At 48.6% G+C, this 13,885-nt stretch carries 22 protein-coding genes; 21 read left to right on the top strand and 1 reads right to left on the bottom strand.

Features of this window, described 5'->3' with window-relative positions:
* Positions 1-116: 116 nt before the first annotated feature.
* Together lp30 and EHO60_RS08380 are read left to right on the top strand one after the other, a co-directional pair.
* Complete coding sequence (gene lp30, locus EHO60_RS08375; RefSeq protein WP_135768009.1) at positions 117-980, top strand: plasminogen-binding receptor Lp30; 864 nt, start codon at positions 117-119, stop codon at positions 978-980.
* A gap of 249 nt (positions 981-1,229) precedes the next feature.
* The gene (locus tag EHO60_RS08380) at positions 1,230-1,658 is read left to right on the top strand and encodes an LIC_13387 family protein (protein WP_135767665.1); all 429 of its coding nucleotides are present in this window, start codon (positions 1,230-1,232) and stop codon (positions 1,656-1,658) included.
* 14 nt (positions 1,659-1,672) lie between these two features.
* Here EHO60_RS08380 and EHO60_RS08385 read toward each other — a convergent pair whose 3' ends face one another.
* Positions 1,673-2,998 (bottom strand): spinster family MFS transporter, encoded by a 1,326-nt coding sequence (locus EHO60_RS08385; RefSeq protein WP_135767666.1) that lies wholly within the window; start codon positions 2,996-2,998, stop codon positions 1,673-1,675.
* Between the two features lie 197 nt (positions 2,999-3,195).
* Between EHO60_RS08385 and EHO60_RS08390 the strand changes: the two genes are divergently transcribed.
* The 19 genes from EHO60_RS08390 to rplF are packed head-to-tail and all read left to right on the top strand — an operon-like array spanning position 3,196 to position 13,882.
* Positions 3,196-5,073, top strand: a complete 1,878-nt coding sequence (locus tag EHO60_RS08390; protein ID WP_135767667.1) for an elongation factor G-like protein — start codon at positions 3,196-3,198, stop codon at positions 5,071-5,073.
* A 47-nt stretch (positions 5,074-5,120) separates the two neighbouring features.
* Positions 5,121-6,326 (top strand): elongation factor Tu, encoded by a 1,206-nt coding sequence (gene tuf / locus EHO60_RS08395; protein ID WP_135767668.1) that lies wholly within the window; start codon positions 5,121-5,123, stop codon positions 6,324-6,326.
* A 10-nt stretch (positions 6,327-6,336) separates the two neighbouring features.
* A complete protein-coding gene (gene rpsJ, locus EHO60_RS08400) occupies positions 6,337-6,645 on the top strand; it encodes a 30S ribosomal protein S10 (protein ID WP_008593919.1) in 309 nt (102 codons plus the stop codon).
* An 11-nt stretch (positions 6,646-6,656) separates the two neighbouring features.
* The gene (gene rplC / locus EHO60_RS08405; protein WP_135767669.1) at positions 6,657-7,277 is read left to right on the top strand and encodes a 50S ribosomal protein L3; all 621 of its coding nucleotides are present in this window, start codon (positions 6,657-6,659) and stop codon (positions 7,275-7,277) included.
* A 15-nt stretch (positions 7,278-7,292) separates the two neighbouring features.
* A complete protein-coding gene (gene rplD / locus EHO60_RS08410; RefSeq protein ID WP_135767670.1) occupies positions 7,293-7,928 on the top strand; it encodes a 50S ribosomal protein L4 in 636 nt (211 codons plus the stop codon).
* Positions 7,928-8,236, top strand: a complete 309-nt coding sequence (locus tag EHO60_RS08415; RefSeq protein ID WP_135767671.1) for a 50S ribosomal protein L23 — start codon at positions 7,928-7,930, stop codon at positions 8,234-8,236. The genes rplD and EHO60_RS08415 overlap by 1 nt, the downstream gene beginning before the upstream one ends.
* A gap of 3 nt (positions 8,237-8,239) precedes the next feature.
* The gene (gene rplB / locus EHO60_RS08420; protein WP_135767672.1) at positions 8,240-9,079 is read left to right on the top strand and encodes a 50S ribosomal protein L2; all 840 of its coding nucleotides are present in this window, start codon (positions 8,240-8,242) and stop codon (positions 9,077-9,079) included.
* 2 nt (positions 9,080-9,081) lie between these two features.
* A complete protein-coding gene (gene rpsS, locus EHO60_RS08425) occupies positions 9,082-9,363 on the top strand; it encodes a 30S ribosomal protein S19 (protein WP_135767673.1) in 282 nt (93 codons plus the stop codon).
* The gene (gene rplV, locus EHO60_RS08430; RefSeq protein WP_135767674.1) at positions 9,363-9,695 is read left to right on the top strand and encodes a 50S ribosomal protein L22; all 333 of its coding nucleotides are present in this window, start codon (positions 9,363-9,365) and stop codon (positions 9,693-9,695) included. The genes rpsS and rplV overlap by 1 nt, the downstream gene beginning before the upstream one ends.
* Before the next feature lie 11 nt (positions 9,696-9,706).
* Positions 9,707-10,384 (top strand): 30S ribosomal protein S3, encoded by a 678-nt coding sequence (rpsC, locus tag EHO60_RS08435; RefSeq protein ID WP_135767675.1) that lies wholly within the window; start codon positions 9,707-9,709, stop codon positions 10,382-10,384.
* A gap of 31 nt (positions 10,385-10,415) precedes the next feature.
* Complete coding sequence (rplP, locus tag EHO60_RS08440; protein WP_135767676.1) at positions 10,416-10,829, top strand: 50S ribosomal protein L16; 414 nt, start codon at positions 10,416-10,418, stop codon at positions 10,827-10,829.
* Positions 10,826-11,128, top strand: coding sequence for a 50S ribosomal protein L29 (rpmC, locus tag EHO60_RS08445; RefSeq protein ID WP_135767677.1), 303 nt, complete (start codon positions 10,826-10,828; stop codon positions 11,126-11,128). The genes rplP and rpmC overlap by 4 nt, the downstream gene beginning before the upstream one ends.
* 2 nt (positions 11,129-11,130) lie before the next feature.
* Entirely contained in the window at positions 11,131-11,400 is a 270-nt protein-coding gene (rpsQ, locus tag EHO60_RS08450) for a 30S ribosomal protein S17 (protein WP_135767678.1), read from the top strand.
* Position 11,401: 1 nt separating this feature from the next.
* Positions 11,402-11,794, top strand: coding sequence for a 50S ribosomal protein L14 (gene rplN / locus EHO60_RS08455; RefSeq protein ID WP_135767679.1), 393 nt, complete (start codon positions 11,402-11,404; stop codon positions 11,792-11,794).
* Positions 11,794-12,147, top strand: coding sequence for a 50S ribosomal protein L24 (gene rplX / locus EHO60_RS08460; RefSeq protein ID WP_135767680.1), 354 nt, complete (start codon positions 11,794-11,796; stop codon positions 12,145-12,147). Before rplN ends, rplX begins: the two co-directional genes overlap by 1 nt.
* Positions 12,148-12,150: 3 nt before the next feature.
* A complete protein-coding gene (gene rplE, locus EHO60_RS08465) occupies positions 12,151-12,699 on the top strand; it encodes a 50S ribosomal protein L5 (RefSeq protein ID WP_135767681.1) in 549 nt (182 codons plus the stop codon).
* Between the two features lie 15 nt (positions 12,700-12,714).
* Positions 12,715-12,900 carry a type Z 30S ribosomal protein S14 gene (locus EHO60_RS08470; RefSeq protein WP_135767682.1) on the top strand — a complete coding sequence of 62 codons (186 nt, stop codon included), beginning with the start codon at positions 12,715-12,717 and terminating at the stop codon, positions 12,898-12,900.
* A gap of 18 nt (positions 12,901-12,918) precedes the next feature.
* Positions 12,919-13,317 (top strand): 30S ribosomal protein S8, encoded by a 399-nt coding sequence (rpsH, locus tag EHO60_RS08475; RefSeq protein ID WP_135767683.1) that lies wholly within the window; start codon positions 12,919-12,921, stop codon positions 13,315-13,317.
* A gap of 25 nt (positions 13,318-13,342) precedes the next feature.
* Complete coding sequence (gene rplF, locus EHO60_RS08480; protein ID WP_135767684.1) at positions 13,343-13,882, top strand: 50S ribosomal protein L6; 540 nt, start codon at positions 13,343-13,345, stop codon at positions 13,880-13,882.
* Positions 13,883-13,885: the final 3 nt, after the last annotated feature.

Genomic DNA, 13,885 nt, shown 5'->3' on the forward strand with positions numbered 1-13,885 from the left:
GTTGTAAAATACCCTTGAAAGATTTAACAACTATAAAAACTTAACTCTCTTATACTAAAAATTAATCATTTTTAAGTTTCGTATCTTAAACATTATGAATGGGGAATTTCAAAATCATGCGACCTTACTTCGAAAGAATGATGCTATTGGTATTTTTTGCAATGATCGCAAATTGTACAAGCCACGTAATTCGAGCCTATAATCCGACAAACGAAAAGGATAAGAAGAATTTTGGATTGGTAGCGTTCGGTTTCTACGTCTATAATCCGGAAATGAACGGCCCATTCGGGATCGGAAAGCTGCTCAGCAAAGATTCCGGTACCGTTTATACATATTTGACTTCCGATTCTATCAAGTTCTCCGAGGTTATCTTAAAAGACGGAAAAGGGAATGTGGTTACGGCAAATCCTTATCCGATGGAAGCGCCTACTATCATGGAAAAAGTAGGCTCTACCCAATACTATGAGGGAAAAAAAGGGTACATTGAACCGTTCTACTTATTGCTCTCGGTCGATCCTAAGAAAGAATACTTGATATCCAGAGTAACGTATACTTACCAAATCAATTGTGGACAGAATTGTCAGAGAACGATTGTTCGGGATTTTCCTCTCGATTCCAATCAATCCTTCAAATCGTTTCCTATAAGAGCGAAGGCGGGAGAAATAACGTTCGGCGGGATTATCATGGCGAAAGTGATTCGCACTACCAAAGAGAATCCTTACGGATTGATCGATGATGCCGCCGGGATTACGGAATTGTTTTCGGGGAATAAGGTTGCCATAGTTTTTGAACCCGGGGAAGGTTACATTAAAAGTATGGATTCGAATTTCCTCCGAAAAGTTTTTTATAATGATATATCGATAGACAAAGTAGATAAGAAGAACGCCGAAAAATTATTTTATGAAAAATTGTCGAAAGCATATCCGGACGGCTTTTGGAAAAAGCTAGCTGAGACGAAACAACAGGCATTCTCGAAATAATTCGTATCGGATGCCCGAAAGTCTTGGAATCTCTAACAGGATTCGACGGATATACGGAAGAATTAGAATATACTTAAGGATTCTGGTCAAGAACGCGGCAACGATGCGTAGGGTGTGAAACAGTCGAAAGCGTGAGCCCGCAGAGGGTTCGCGGATTTAGAACCGAGGCGCTTGCGACCGAAGCGGAGCGTAGCCCGAAGCAGCGTGACCCGAGCGGAAGCGAGGGGGCCGCCAATCCAAAGGAGAAATATGAAACCTAAAATTCTTTTGCGTATCGCAGCACTTTTGATCCTCTTCCATACGGTAGGGCACACGTTCGGAATGCAGAACAGAAAGAATGTCCAAGAACCTTCCGCTCAGTCTTTGCTGCAGTCGATGTCGGAAGTTAAGGTACCGATGATGGGAAAAGTCACGAACCGTTCCTACGATGATTTCTATTACGGAATGGGAATCGCGCTTTCCGTGTCCTTGTTTTCCGTCGCTCTTCTTCTTTGGTTGCTCGGAAACGTTTCCGAGAAAAACGCGAACACGGTTCGTATTTTGTCCATTCCGATCCTGATTCATTTGGCGGGATTGGCGGTCATCGAGTTTCTTTACTTTTTTCCTTTACCCGCCTGGACTTCCGCTCTCGCTTGCGTTTGCATCGGAGCTAGTCTGGTAAAACGGTCCGACGGATAGGTTTCCCGATTTTTCTAGGTCCGATCCGACAGGCTTTGTTTCATTCTTCTTGCGTCTTCCGCAAAGGAGCGGGAGGCGAAGAACACGAAAATCGCGGACACGAGCACGGTGAAGGGAATGAGAATCAGAGCTTCGTGAAGTCCGATCGCCTTAAAACGTTCGGACATTTCCATCGTTCCGGATTCGATCATCGCTTTGCGGGAATACTGATCGGAAATCCAGCCCACGACAGTCGGGCCGGCTGCTCCGCCTAACAGGTACATGGCGGCAAAATAAAGGGCCATGGCGGTGGCTCTCAGTCTGGGTTCGATCACATCCTGGATGGCCGGATACACGCAGGTATAGTAATTGTAGGATAGAAGCCAGCCGAAACCGAATAAAGAAGAAAACAAAAGTACTGAACTTTCCGGCTGTTTTAACGCGAACCAAACCGCGATTCCGCAAACTAAGAGATTGAACGCTCCGAAGAGAAGTCGACCTCTTTCCCACCTTTGGTGAATGCGGTCGGCCAACCATCCTCCGAGAGTTAAGCCGACAAGCCCGGTGACTCCGACGATGCATCCCGTAGTTATGGCCGCCTCGGTTAGGGAAACGTGAAAGTATCTCTGCAACAAAGAAACCAGAAAACTATTTACGGCATACACTGCAAAGTTGAAGGTCAGCCCGGATAAAATAAGCCACCACATCGTCCTATTTTTCAAAACGGTTTTGATCGGTTGCGAAACCGTTTTTTCGGAAATTCGGACTGCTTCCGCGGCTCCTCTTTCCGGTTCGCGGATCAGAAAAAAACAGACCGCCAAAATAAAACCCGGGACTGCGGCAATGAAAAACGGGGCCCGCCAAGTTCCGAAGGATTTTACCATGGCTCCGACGGTAAAAAATGCGAGAAGCAACCCGAGAGGAAGTCCCAGCATGAAGATCCCGGTGGCACGCGCTCTTTTGTGAGCGGGAAAAAGATCGCCGATCATGGAATTTGCGGCGGGAGCATACGTGGCTTCTCCGACTCCCACTCCCATTCGAACGAAGAGAAACGAGAGGTAGTTCCAAGCAAGACCGTTAATTCCGGTAAAGAGACTCCAGGCGCTGAGTCCCCAGCCCATGATTTTCTTTCTGGTTCCGGAATCCGCGAGTCTGCCTAGGGGAACGCCGGCTATCGCATACACCACCGTGAAAACGGAACCCATGAGCCCTAGCTCCAGGTCGCTTAACGTCCATTCGTGGCGTATGGGTTCCACTAGAATTGCGGGTATCGTTCGATCGAAAAAGTTCAGCAGGTTCGCAAAGAATAATAGGATCAGGATCTTCCATGCATTTTCGGTCTGTTTTCCGGATAATTCCATCTCGCTCGTCTCCTGTGTCTCTTTTCGAATGCGGCCGGATCATAGAAGGCGACGCGGTCCGCCCCGCAATATTTTGGGGCAATAGTAGAAGCGCAGGTTTTCGAAAAGCAACCGTTAAAAATATGGATCTAACGTCTGTTCACTAAAAACTTTCTTTGCCTCCAATCCTTGGGTCGCGAAAGTAAAAAAACTTCGCCATGTTTCTTCCAACCTTGAATCCGGGGATTTTTGCGCATATCGATGCCGGTAAGACCACGTTACTGGAACGGATCCTATTTGTGACCGGTAGAATCTCCGCTCCCGGCAGAATCGAGGAAGGGACGACAGAGTCGGATTATCTTCCCGAGGAGATCGAAAGGGGAATTTCCATCCAATCCACAGTCGCGAGAATTCAGTATCCCAGCTCGGAGAACGCGAGGCTTCTTCTGCAATTCGTGGACAATCCGGGACATTTGGATTTCCAATCCCAAGCGAACGCTTCCTTGCTTGTCGCGGATTTCGGCCTAGTGCTCATCGATTCGTACGAGGGTTTGAAATCCCAAACGTTCCAAAATGTGGAGATGCTCCGCAAATCCGGAAAACCCATATTCATTTTTCTGAATAAACTAGATCGTCAAGGTGCGGATATCCTTTCTTCCCTCGTGGATCTGGAGGTGGCTCTGGGACGAGAACCCACGCTTCTTTTCCGGGAAGACGGAACGGTGCCTTTATTGGACAAGTCCGGCGCGGAAGGGGAGTTTCTCCCTTTATTGGAGTGGGACGCTTCTCTCTCCGAAGAATACCTGAAACATCCGGAACGTCTCTCCGAATTGGCTCTCTTGGGATTCGTACGTGGATTTTGGGCCGGGCGGATTTTTCCGGTGTTAGGAGGTTCCGCTCTTCACGGAAACGGGGTTAAGGAGCTCTTGTCCATTTTCGAACTAGTAGCCCTGGGGCGCCCGAAGTCTTCTCCGCAAAACGAGGAAATTGCGGGGATCGTGTTCAAGCGGGAGGTCCATCCGGAATTGGGGAAGCTTCTGCATTTCCAAGCTCTCGCTCCCATGCAAGTCGGAGACCGGTTTTTTTCCGAAGGTGCGGCTCTACAGATCCAAAATTTGTACCGGATTTCCGCGAGGGAGGCGGAGGAAACTTCTAATGCGGAACCTGGAGAATTGCTCGCAACGACTTCTTTTCTTTCTCCCCACCCGGGAGACGTATTCACACGACATAATGTTCCAAATCCGAACTTATTGTCTCCTGCGAGAAAGCAATTCCAGATCCTATTGGAACCGGAACGGGGAGAAGATCGGGAAGAATTCTGGGGAGTATTGCAGGAGCTTGCTTGGCTGGACGAATCCGTTTCTTTGGATATTCTTTCCGATACGGGGCAATTCCGGCTTTCCGGAACGGGAGAGTTGCATTTGGAGATCTCTCTCTCTCGCCTGAAAGAGTCCTTTCCAAAAAGTTTTCAGACTAGCGGAATCAAAGTTGCAAGATTTGCCTTATGGAAAAATTTGGTGAAAAAGGTCGCATTTCAGCATACCGCGTTCGACCAAAAAGTCTCGAGCGGTCAGGTGCTCGCGTCCTTGGAAAGCTCTCACAGTTTCTCCAAGGGAGTGCGGTTCCAAACACAGCTACCGGAAGAAGTAGAGTCGGCGATTGCTTTCGCTTTTGAGGAAGTGCTCGCCACTGGAAGAAACGGGGATGAAGTTCTCGGAGTCCAGATGATCGTGAATTCTTTCGAACCTCCTTCGGGCGGTTTCGGAGAAGATCTTTCTTCTTTGATCAAGGTGGCCGTGATCAAGGGTTTAAAGGACATAATTCCGTCGAACACGGATCCGATCGGTCCTGTCTCCGAAATAGAGATTCTATTACCGGATTCTTATTTAGGGGACGTCTTAGCCAGCTTGGCAAAGCGGGAGGCTAAGATTCGAAAGGTGGTTTCGGTGGCGGAAGGCCGTTCCTTGATCCAGGCAAGTGCTGCTGCGCAAAACTTGCTTGGCTTTAGCGGTGTCCTTAGAAATATGGCTCAGGGAAGGGGCGTCCTGTCTTTGGACACCCTTTTCGACTTTGATCACCATTCTGTATTGCATTAAATGAGTCCCGTGAGGGTTCGTTAACAAGTAAGGAGTTTAAAAGCACTATGGCTAAGGAGAAATTCGACAGGTCCAAACCTCACTTAAACGTCGGAACGATCGGGCACGTAGACCACGGGAAAACCACCCTAACTGCAGCAATCACCACCACTTTGGCAAAAGTGTTAGGTGGGAAAAACAAAGCTGTAGCCTACGACCAAATCGACAACGCACCTGAGGAAAAAGCCCGCGGAATCACGATTGCAACCTCTCACCAAGAGTATGAGACCGCAAACCGTCACTATGCTCACGTTGACTGTCCGGGTCACGCTGACTACGTTAAGAACATGATCACCGGCGCTGCTCAAATGGACGCGGCTATTCTGGTGGTTTCTGCTACAGACGGACCAATGCCTCAGACGAAAGAACACATTCTGCTCGCTCGTCAGGTTGGCGTTCCTTACATCATCGTATACATCAACAAAGCCGACATGCTTGCCGACGATGAGCGTGAAGAGATGATCCAAATGGTTGAGATGGACGTTCGCGACCTGCTCAATAAATATAGCTTCCCAGGCGATAACACTCCTATCGTTTACGGATCCGCTCTGAAAGCTCTCGAAGGAGAGGATTCCGAACTCGGAACGAAATCGATCATCAAATTGATGGAAGCTCTGGACACTTACGTTCCGAACCCGAAACGTATCGTAGACAAACCGTTCCTAATGCCTGTGGAAGACGTGTTCTCCATCACCGGCCGTGGAACCGTTGCTACCGGTCGTGTGGAACAAGGAACCCTGAAGATCAACGACGAAGTCGAGATCGTGGGAATTCGTCCTACCACCAAAACCGTCGTTACCGGTATCGAGATGTTCCGCAAATTGTTGGATGCCGCTGAGGCAGGAGACAATATCGGAGCGCTCCTTCGTGGAACTAAAAAAGAGGATATCGAAAGAGGTCAGGTTCTCGCTAAGCCGGGTTCGATCACCCCTCACAAAAAGTTCAACGCGGAAGTTTACGTTCTGACCAAAGACGAAGGTGGACGTCACACTCCGTTCTTCAACAACTACCGTCCTCAGTTCTATTTTAGAACGACCGACATCACCGGCGTTTGTAACCTTCCTTCCGGAATGGAGATGGTTATGCCCGGGGACAACGTAACGATGAGCATCGAGTTGATTCACCCGATCGCCATGGACAAAGGTCTCAAGTTCGCGATTCGCGAAGGCGGAAAGACCATTGGCTCCGGCGTCGTGGCCGAGATCACCGAGTAAGAGTAAGGGAATGGCTGGCCAAAAGATCAGAGTAAAGCTCAAGGCATTCGATCATAAATTGATCGACCAATCGACTTACGAGATTGTTGCCACTGCCAAGAGGACCGGAGCTACAGTCTCCGGTCCGATTCCTCTTCCAACGAAGAAGGAAATCTACACAGTGCTCCGTTCTCCTCACGTAAATAAAAAATCAAGAGAGCAGTTTGAGATGAAAACTCACAAACGGCTGATCGACATCCTGGACACGAATGAAGACACGGTGGAAGCTTTAATGAAATTGCAGCTTCCTGCCGGAGTGTCCGTGGACATTAAATCCTAAGGGAAGAAGCAATGGCAAAGGGATTAATCGGTAAAAAGATAGGGATGTCCCAAATCTTCGACGAGCAAGGAAATATCATTCCTGTAACCGTCTTAGAGGTAGGTCCCTGCGCAGTTTCCCAAGTGAAATCCGTCGAGAAAGACGGTTACGCGGCGATTCAGTTGGCTTTTCAGAATGACAAAGAAAAACATCTGTCAAAAGCCCAAATGGGACATTTGGCAAATGCCGGATTGTCTCCCAAGAGAGTGTTGAAGGAATTCCGGGATTTCGGCGACGCACCTGCACAGGGTGCCGAGCTTAAGGCGCAAGACGTATTTGCAGTTTCCGATACGGTGAAAGTAACGGGGACCAGCAAGGGAAAAGGATTTCAGGGTGTGATCAAACGTTACGGTCACCACGGAGGTCCGGGAGCTCACGGTTCCCGTTTCCATAGACACCCAGGTTCTATGGGTTCCAACACCACACCAGGAAGGGTATTCAAAGGGCGCAAGCTCCCGGGACGCACCGGTTCCGATACCAAAACTGTTTTGAATCTGAAAGTGGTTCGTATTCACGAAGCGGAAAATCTGGTGTTTGTCAGCGGCTCCGTTCCAGGGCCTGCGAATACCATTGTTACCATCGAGAAGCTATAAAAATCCGGTAGAGTCATGAAAGCACAGAAGTACTCCAGAGAAGGAAAGCTGTTGTCGGAAATCGAATTGCCAGCGGCAATTTTCGAATCCAAATACAGTAGCGGCGCTATCTACGACGCCATTAAGGCGGAAAACGCTAACCTGCGTTCCGGGAATCACCATACCAAGACCCGAGCAGAAGTTTCCGGGGGCGGGAAAAAACCCTGGTCTCAAAAAGGGACCGGTCGCGCTCGCCAAGGATCCATTCGGGCTCCTCAATGGGTTGGCGGTGGTACCGTTCACGGACCCAGAAAGAGGGATTATTCCTACAAAGTTTCTCCGAAAGTGAAGCGTCGTGCAGTACTTTCGATTCTGAACAAGAAGGCGCAGTCCACGGCGATTAAGATCGTAGAGGATCTGGATCCGAAAGAATTTAATACCAAGGCTTTTGCGACTTTATTCAATAATATCGGATTAAAGAATACCGGAGTCATCGGTTTCATGGTGGGTGGAGAGAACGATTTTCTGAAAAAATCCGTTCGCAACATCCCGACCGTGAAATACATCAACTCCAAACGCATTTCTATCCGGGATATTCTCTACAATCGAAACCTGGTCATCACCGAGGGAGCCTTGGGAGAGATCCTGAAGCATTACGGAGAAAGCAAGTAATGAACCTCAACGAAGTCATCCTTTCTCCCATCGTAACCGAAAAGTCCCAGGATCTGGAGACGATCGGCGAGAAGTTGGGAAAAAGAACCGTAAAATATACCGTGGAAATCCATCCTAGAGCGAATAAGACTTTGGTGAAGGAAGCATTCCGTAAAATATACAACGTGGTTCCTTCCTCCGTGAACATACAAGTGTATCGCGGAAAAGTGAAACGTTTTCGTCATTTGCCCGCTCCGAAAGCTCACTGGAAGAAGGCCATCGTCACTTTCCAGGACGGCGCTAGCATCGATTTTGGAAAGGAAGCATAAGAAATGGGAATTAAAAAATTCAAACCCGTTACTTCCGCAAGCCGCTTCAAGTCCGTTCTTGATTTTTCGGAACTGACCGAAGTCGAGCCGTACAGACCTCTCACCGTTTCCGTGAATTACAAAGCGGGGAGGGGAGAAGGCGGAAAAATCTCCGTTCGTAGAAAAGGCGGAAGAGTAAAACGCAAATATCGTATCATAGATTTCAAAAGAAGGAAAGTGGGTATTCCCGCTACCGTGAAATCCGTAGAGTACGATCCGTATCGTTCCGCATTCATTTCTCTTGTTTGTTATACGGACGGAGAATACTCATACATCCTGAACGCGGACGGAATGAAAGTCGGTGATAAGATTTCTTCCGGCGAAGCCGCGGAGATCAAAGTCGGGAACGCTCTTCCTTTGGGAAAAATTCCTCCGGGCACAAACGTTCATAACGTGGAATTGAAAATCGGAAGAGGCGGCCAGATCGCCAGAACGGCCGGTTCCTTTGCGACGATCGCAGGTCGTGACGGAGAATACATTCTCCTGAAACTCCCGAGCTCCGAAGTCCGGAAAGTGCACCAGAATTGTTATGCGACGATCGGAATCTGCAGTAATAAAGATCACAACTTGGTTTCCATCGGAAAAGCGGGCCGAAGCAGATGGCTTGGAAAGCGTCCGAAAGTACGCGGGGTCGTGATGAACCCCGTTGACCACCCGCATGGTGGTGGGGAAGGACGGACTTCCGGAGGAAGACACCCTGTGACTCCTTGGGGGATTCCTACCAAGGGTTATAAGACTCGTCGTAAGGCGAAACCTTCCGACAAGTTCATCGTCCAGAAAAGAAAGGGAAATAGGAGCAGGTAATCATCATGAGATCCTCGAAAAAAGGTCCGTTCATCGACAGCCACCTAATGAGCAAGGTGATCAAGCTGAACTCCGAGAACCAGAAGAAGCCTTTCAGAACCTGGTCGCGTAGAAGCACGATTTTTCCGGACATGATCGGTCATACGATCATGGTTCATAACGGAAACAAATTCATTCCGGTTTATATCAACGACAATATGGTCGGACATAAACTGGGGGAATTCGCTCCGACTCGCACGTATCGCGGTCATGGAAATACTGATAAAAAGGCCGGTAAGAAATAATGGAAGCCGTAGCCATCGCCAGATTTATCCGGATGTCTCCGCGTAAACTCCGTCTTGTCGCAGACGAGATCAGAGGTTACGAAGTCGCGGAAGCTTTGGATATTCTGAAGTATACGAATAAGAAAGCAATCGAGCCGATCTTCAAGCTGATCAAATCCGCTTCCGCAAATGCGGTCGTGAAAAACGAAAGCGCGGAGCCCGGTAAGATGTTCATTAAAAAGATCCTCGTGGACGAAGGCCCGATTCTAAAGCGCTTCCGTCCTCGTGCCCGCGGTCGTGCGGCAAGGATTCGTAAGAGAACCAGCCACGTAACAGTGGTAATCTCTGATTAATAGGGGAAATCATGGGACAGAAAGTTAATCCAGTCGGACTTCGTATCGGGATCACCCGTGGATGGGATTCCATTTGGTTTTCCCAACAGGACTACAAAAAGAATCTTCACGAAGATATTCGTATTCGTCGTTTTATCCAAAGTCGCTTCCGCGAAGCCGGAGTGGTCAAGGTTGTCGTTGAACGTTTTCCCGAAAAGATCAACGTGAATCTTCATACCGCTAAGCCAGGCGTGGTGATCGGTAAAAACGGTGCCAACATAGAAGCGGTTAAGAAAGTCATCAAAACGATGAGCGAGAAGCCGTTGAACCTCAATATTATCGAGGTCAAAAAACCGGAAACGATCGCTCAGTGCATTGCCGAGTCCATCGCGATCCAGATCGAAGAACGCCAACCTTTCCGTCGCGTAATGAAGCAGGAGCTTCGTCGTGCAATGAGAGGCGGTGTGGAAGGAATCAAGATCATGATCTCCGGCCGTTTGAACGGCGCGGACATGGCTCGTAGGGAACATTATCGCGAGGGCCGTATTCCTTTGCATACCTTGCGCGCCAAGATCGATTTAGGTTTCCGTGAAGCTAGTACTACTTTCGGACAGATCGGTGTGAAGGTTTGGACCTACACCGGGGATTTTATCTCTAACAAAGAGGAATCCGAAGAGGACAAATACGCGGTTAAGAGAAGGACCAACTGATCTTTAAGGATCGGTTTACAGGGAACGAAAGATGTTATCACCGAAAAGAGTTAAGTTCAGGAAAAGACAAAGGGGAAGACTGAAAGGCACCGACGAGCGCGGTTCCAAAGTCTCCTTCGGAGAGTTCGGCTTGAAAGCCGTTACGTCCGGTCGCCTGACTGCACGCCAAATCGAAGCGGCACGTATCACGATCAACCGTCAAGTGAAACGGGGCGGAAAATTATGGATTCGGATTTTTCCGCATTTGCCGATCACGAAAAAACCGGCCGAAACTCGGATGGGTAAAGGAAAAGGGAACCCGGAGTTCTGGATCGCAGAAATTCGCCCGGGTCGCATTTTGTTCGAGATGAGCGGTATCGATGAAGCCACCGCTAAGAAGGCGTTGGATCTGGCCGCATATAAACTGCCGGTTCAAACCGAATTCGTGAAGAGGTCGACTCTATGAAAAAGATCAAATTGCACGAACTGAAGGACGTAGAGATTCTCGCGCAAATCGAGGATGCTCGTAAGGTGATCCGTAACGCTCGCTTCCAATATGGAGTGGCTCGTTCCCTGGAAAATCCGAAGGTAATCGCGAACGCAAAAAAGAAGATCGCTCGCCTTCTGACCATTCAAAAAGAGCGCCAATTGGCTGCCGGAACGGGAAGCAAGAAGGTCCGTCATTTTTCCAGAGCGGAGCGTAAAGACCAAAACGTCGCTAAGTCCAACGGGGCTGCAAAAGCGGCGGCAAAGGCTAAGAACTGATTATGGAAACAGCAAAGAAGTCCGTTAAGAAATCTCTTCTGAGCGAAGGGAAGGTCGTGAGCACCGCCATGGATAAGACTTTAGTCATGGTTGTGGAAACTCGCAAGACCCACCCGAGATTCAAGAAGATCGTTCGCAGAACCGTAAAAATGAAGGTTCACGACGAAAAAAATGAGTGCCAAGTAGGAGACAGGATTTTGGCGATCGAAACCCGTCCTCTTTCCCGCGAGAAGCGCCATCGTTTATTTAAGATCGTAGAAAAGGCAAAGTAAGATGATCCAACAGGAAACCATCCTCCAAGTCGCCGACAACTCCGGGATCAAGAGAGTCACTTGTATCAAGGTCCTAGGGGGCTCAAAAAAGCGTTATGCTTCCGTAGGAGACGAAATCATCGTCGCCGTTAAGGACGCGCAGCCTGCTTACGGGTTAAAGGATTCGACGGGGAAAAAGGTCCATAATAAGGCAGTGCAGCGGGCCGTTGTCGTTCGCACGAAAAAAGAGATTCGTCGTCCCGATGGTTCTTATATCCGTTTCGACGATAACGCGGTAGCGATTATCGACGATAAGGGGAATCCGAAAGGCACTCGTATTTTCGGGCCTGTAGCTCGCGAGCTGCGGGATAAGAAATACGCAAAGATCATCTCCCTCGCTCCGGAGGTTCTATAATGTCCAAGCTTACATATCGGGGATCCGAATATACTAAGTTCAAAGCGATCCGCTTACACAAAGACGACGAAGTCGTTGTGATCGCCGGAAAAGAAAAAGGAAAACGCGGTAAGATCCTCGTTATCGATAAGAAACGGGATCGCGTCGTCGTGGAAGGTTTGAACAAGCGCAAACGATTCCTTAGACCGACTCAGGAGAATCCACAGGGCGGGATCGTCGAAGTGGAAGCTCCGATGCATATTTCGAACGTGATGTTCTACGACTCCAAAAAGAAAAAAGGGGTTCGCGTAGGATTCCAGGAAAGTAAAGGCAAAAAAGTCCGTGTATCCAGACCGGACGGGAAAGAGATCTAAGTCATGGCAGCGAGATTGAAGGAAAAATACGGGAAAGAAATCGCTCCCGCACTCCAAAAGCAGTACAATTTCAAATCCGTAATGCAGGTTCCCCGCCTCGAAAAAATCGTCCTGAACGTAGGTATGGGAGAAGCTCATACGAATCCGAAAGCTCTCGAAGCGGCGGTTGAAGAGATGGCCCTGATCACGGGACAGCGCCCGGTAAAAACGAAGGCGAAAAAATCCATCGCGGGTTTTAAACTTCGGGAAGGGATGAGTCTCGGTGCGACCGTAACTCTTCGCGGGAATTACATGTATGAATTCCTGGATCGTTTGGTGAACGTGGCTCTTCCTCGGGTTCGCGACTTCAAAGGTGTTTCCGAAAAAGGGTTCGATGGCCGCGGAAACTACAACTTTAGCATCAAAGAACAGATCATTTTTCCGGAAATCAAAGTGGATAAGATCAATACGATCTACGGAATGAATATGACCTTCGTGACGAATACCAAAAGCGACGCGGAAGCGCATAGCTTGCTTTTAGCTTTTGGTATGCCGTTCCGGAACCTGAGATAAGGAGTACCCGCAGTTATGGCTAAGACCTCTCTGATAGAAAGGCATAAAAAAGTTAAGAAGTTTAAGGTGCGCGTACACAACCGTTGCCCGCTTTGCGGCAGACCTCGCGGTTACCTTAGAAGGTTTGATATGTGTAGAATTTGTTTCCGGAAGCTGGCCAGTCAGGCACAGATTCCCGGCGTAGTAAAGGCATCTTGGTAAGGCGGGAGGAGAGAATATATGAGTTTATCTGATCCTATCGGCGACATGCTGACCCGCATCCGGAATGCCGGACGTGCAAAACACGAAAGCTGTGTTATTCCCGGAAGCAAGATCAAACGTTCCATTTTGGAACTGATGAAAGAAGAAGGTTTCATCAACGGTTACGAGCCCGTTCCGAACGGAACTTTCGAGGATTTTAAGGTTTCTTTGAAATATGACGGAACCAAGAAACCGGTGATTCGCGAGTTGGTTCGGGTTTCCACTCCCGGAAGACGAGTTTATCTCAAGAGCGAGGACATCCGTCCGTATAAGAACAATATGGGAACGATGATCCTTTCTACTTCTAAAGGAATCATGACGGGTAAAAAAGCCCGCAAATTACGCGTAGGAGGAGAGGTGATCTGCAAACTCTCTTAAGAGGGAGCGGATTTCCGTAAAACCTATGTCCAGGATTGGAAAAGCAGAGATTAAACTTCCCGAAAAAGTGGAAGTAAAACTGGAAAACGATACGATTCGCGTAAAAGGCCCGTTAGGCGAGCTGCATACGCCGATTTTCTCCGGAATCGCCCTAAAAAGCGATGCCGGAATCGTGAAGTTGGAAAGATCCAGCGAAGAGCAGAACGTGGTCGCCCTGCACGGCTTGACTCGGGCGCTTCTGATGAATTGCGTCAAGGGAGTTACCCAAGGTTGGGAAAAAAACCTAGACATTACCGGAGTGGGATATCGCGCCGCAAAACGCGGAGAAGACCTGGTGATGAACTTGGGATATTCCCACGAGGTAGTTTATAAAACTCCGAAGGGAATCAAAATCGACGTAAACGAACAGGTTAAGATCAAGGTTTTCGGAATCGACAAACAATTGGTCGGACAAGTCGCCGCCGATATTCGTTCTAAAAGACCGCCCGAGCCTTACAAAGGAAAGGGAATCCGGTACAGCGACGAAGTAATTAAGAGAAAGGCCGGAAAAACCGGTAAGAAATAAGGC

The sequence above is a fragment of the Leptospira fletcheri genome, assembly GCF_004769195.1.
In the GTDB taxonomy this organism is placed as follows: Bacteria; Spirochaetota; Leptospiria; order Leptospirales; family Leptospiraceae; genus Leptospira_B; species Leptospira_B fletcheri.

What these genes read in the sequence shown, in the direction of transcription:
- rplC (WP_135767669.1), top strand. Translation starts at nt 6,657, where the DNA reads ATGGCAAAGGGATTAATCGGTAAAAAGATAGGGATGTCCCAAATCTTC.
- rpsJ (WP_008593919.1), top strand. Translation starts at nt 6,337, where the DNA reads ATGGCTGGCCAAAAGATCAGAGTAAAGCTCAAGGCATTCGATCATAAA.
- tuf (WP_135767668.1), top strand. Translation starts at nt 5,121, where the DNA reads ATGGCTAAGGAGAAATTCGACAGGTCCAAACCTCACTTAAACGTCGGA.
- rpmC (WP_135767677.1), top strand. Translation starts at nt 10,826, where the DNA reads ATGAAAAAGATCAAATTGCACGAACTGAAGGACGTAGAGATTCTCGCG.
- rplX (WP_135767680.1), top strand. Translation starts at nt 11,794, where the DNA reads ATGTCCAAGCTTACATATCGGGGATCCGAATATACTAAGTTCAAAGCG.
- rpsQ (WP_135767678.1), top strand. Translation starts at nt 11,131, where the DNA reads ATGGAAACAGCAAAGAAGTCCGTTAAGAAATCTCTTCTGAGCGAAGGG.
- rpsC (WP_135767675.1), top strand. Translation starts at nt 9,707, where the DNA reads ATGGGACAGAAAGTTAATCCAGTCGGACTTCGTATCGGGATCACCCGT.
- EHO60_RS08415 (WP_135767671.1), top strand. Translation starts at nt 7,928, where the DNA reads ATGAACCTCAACGAAGTCATCCTTTCTCCCATCGTAACCGAAAAGTCC.
- rplF (WP_135767684.1), top strand. Translation starts at nt 13,343, where the DNA reads ATGTCCAGGATTGGAAAAGCAGAGATTAAACTTCCCGAAAAAGTGGAA.
- EHO60_RS08385 (WP_135767666.1), bottom strand. Translation starts at nt 2,998, where the DNA reads ATGGAATTATCCGGAAAACAGACCGAAAATGCATGGAAGATCCTGATC.
- rplB (WP_135767672.1), top strand. Translation starts at nt 8,240, where the DNA reads ATGGGAATTAAAAAATTCAAACCCGTTACTTCCGCAAGCCGCTTCAAG.
- rplD (WP_135767670.1), top strand. Translation starts at nt 7,293, where the DNA reads ATGAAAGCACAGAAGTACTCCAGAGAAGGAAAGCTGTTGTCGGAAATC.
- EHO60_RS08470 (WP_135767682.1), top strand. Translation starts at nt 12,715, where the DNA reads ATGGCTAAGACCTCTCTGATAGAAAGGCATAAAAAAGTTAAGAAGTTT.
- lp30 (WP_135768009.1), top strand. Translation starts at nt 117, where the DNA reads ATGCGACCTTACTTCGAAAGAATGATGCTATTGGTATTTTTTGCAATG.
- EHO60_RS08390 (WP_135767667.1), top strand. Translation starts at nt 3,196, where the DNA reads ATGTTTCTTCCAACCTTGAATCCGGGGATTTTTGCGCATATCGATGCC.
- EHO60_RS08380 (WP_135767665.1), top strand. Translation starts at nt 1,230, where the DNA reads ATGAAACCTAAAATTCTTTTGCGTATCGCAGCACTTTTGATCCTCTTC.
- rpsH (WP_135767683.1), top strand. Translation starts at nt 12,919, where the DNA reads ATGAGTTTATCTGATCCTATCGGCGACATGCTGACCCGCATCCGGAAT.
- rplE (WP_135767681.1), top strand. Translation starts at nt 12,151, where the DNA reads ATGGCAGCGAGATTGAAGGAAAAATACGGGAAAGAAATCGCTCCCGCA.
- rplP (WP_135767676.1), top strand. Translation starts at nt 10,416, where the DNA reads ATGTTATCACCGAAAAGAGTTAAGTTCAGGAAAAGACAAAGGGGAAGA.
- rplN (WP_135767679.1), top strand. Translation starts at nt 11,402, where the DNA reads ATGATCCAACAGGAAACCATCCTCCAAGTCGCCGACAACTCCGGGATC.
- rplV (WP_135767674.1), top strand. Translation starts at nt 9,363, where the DNA reads ATGGAAGCCGTAGCCATCGCCAGATTTATCCGGATGTCTCCGCGTAAA.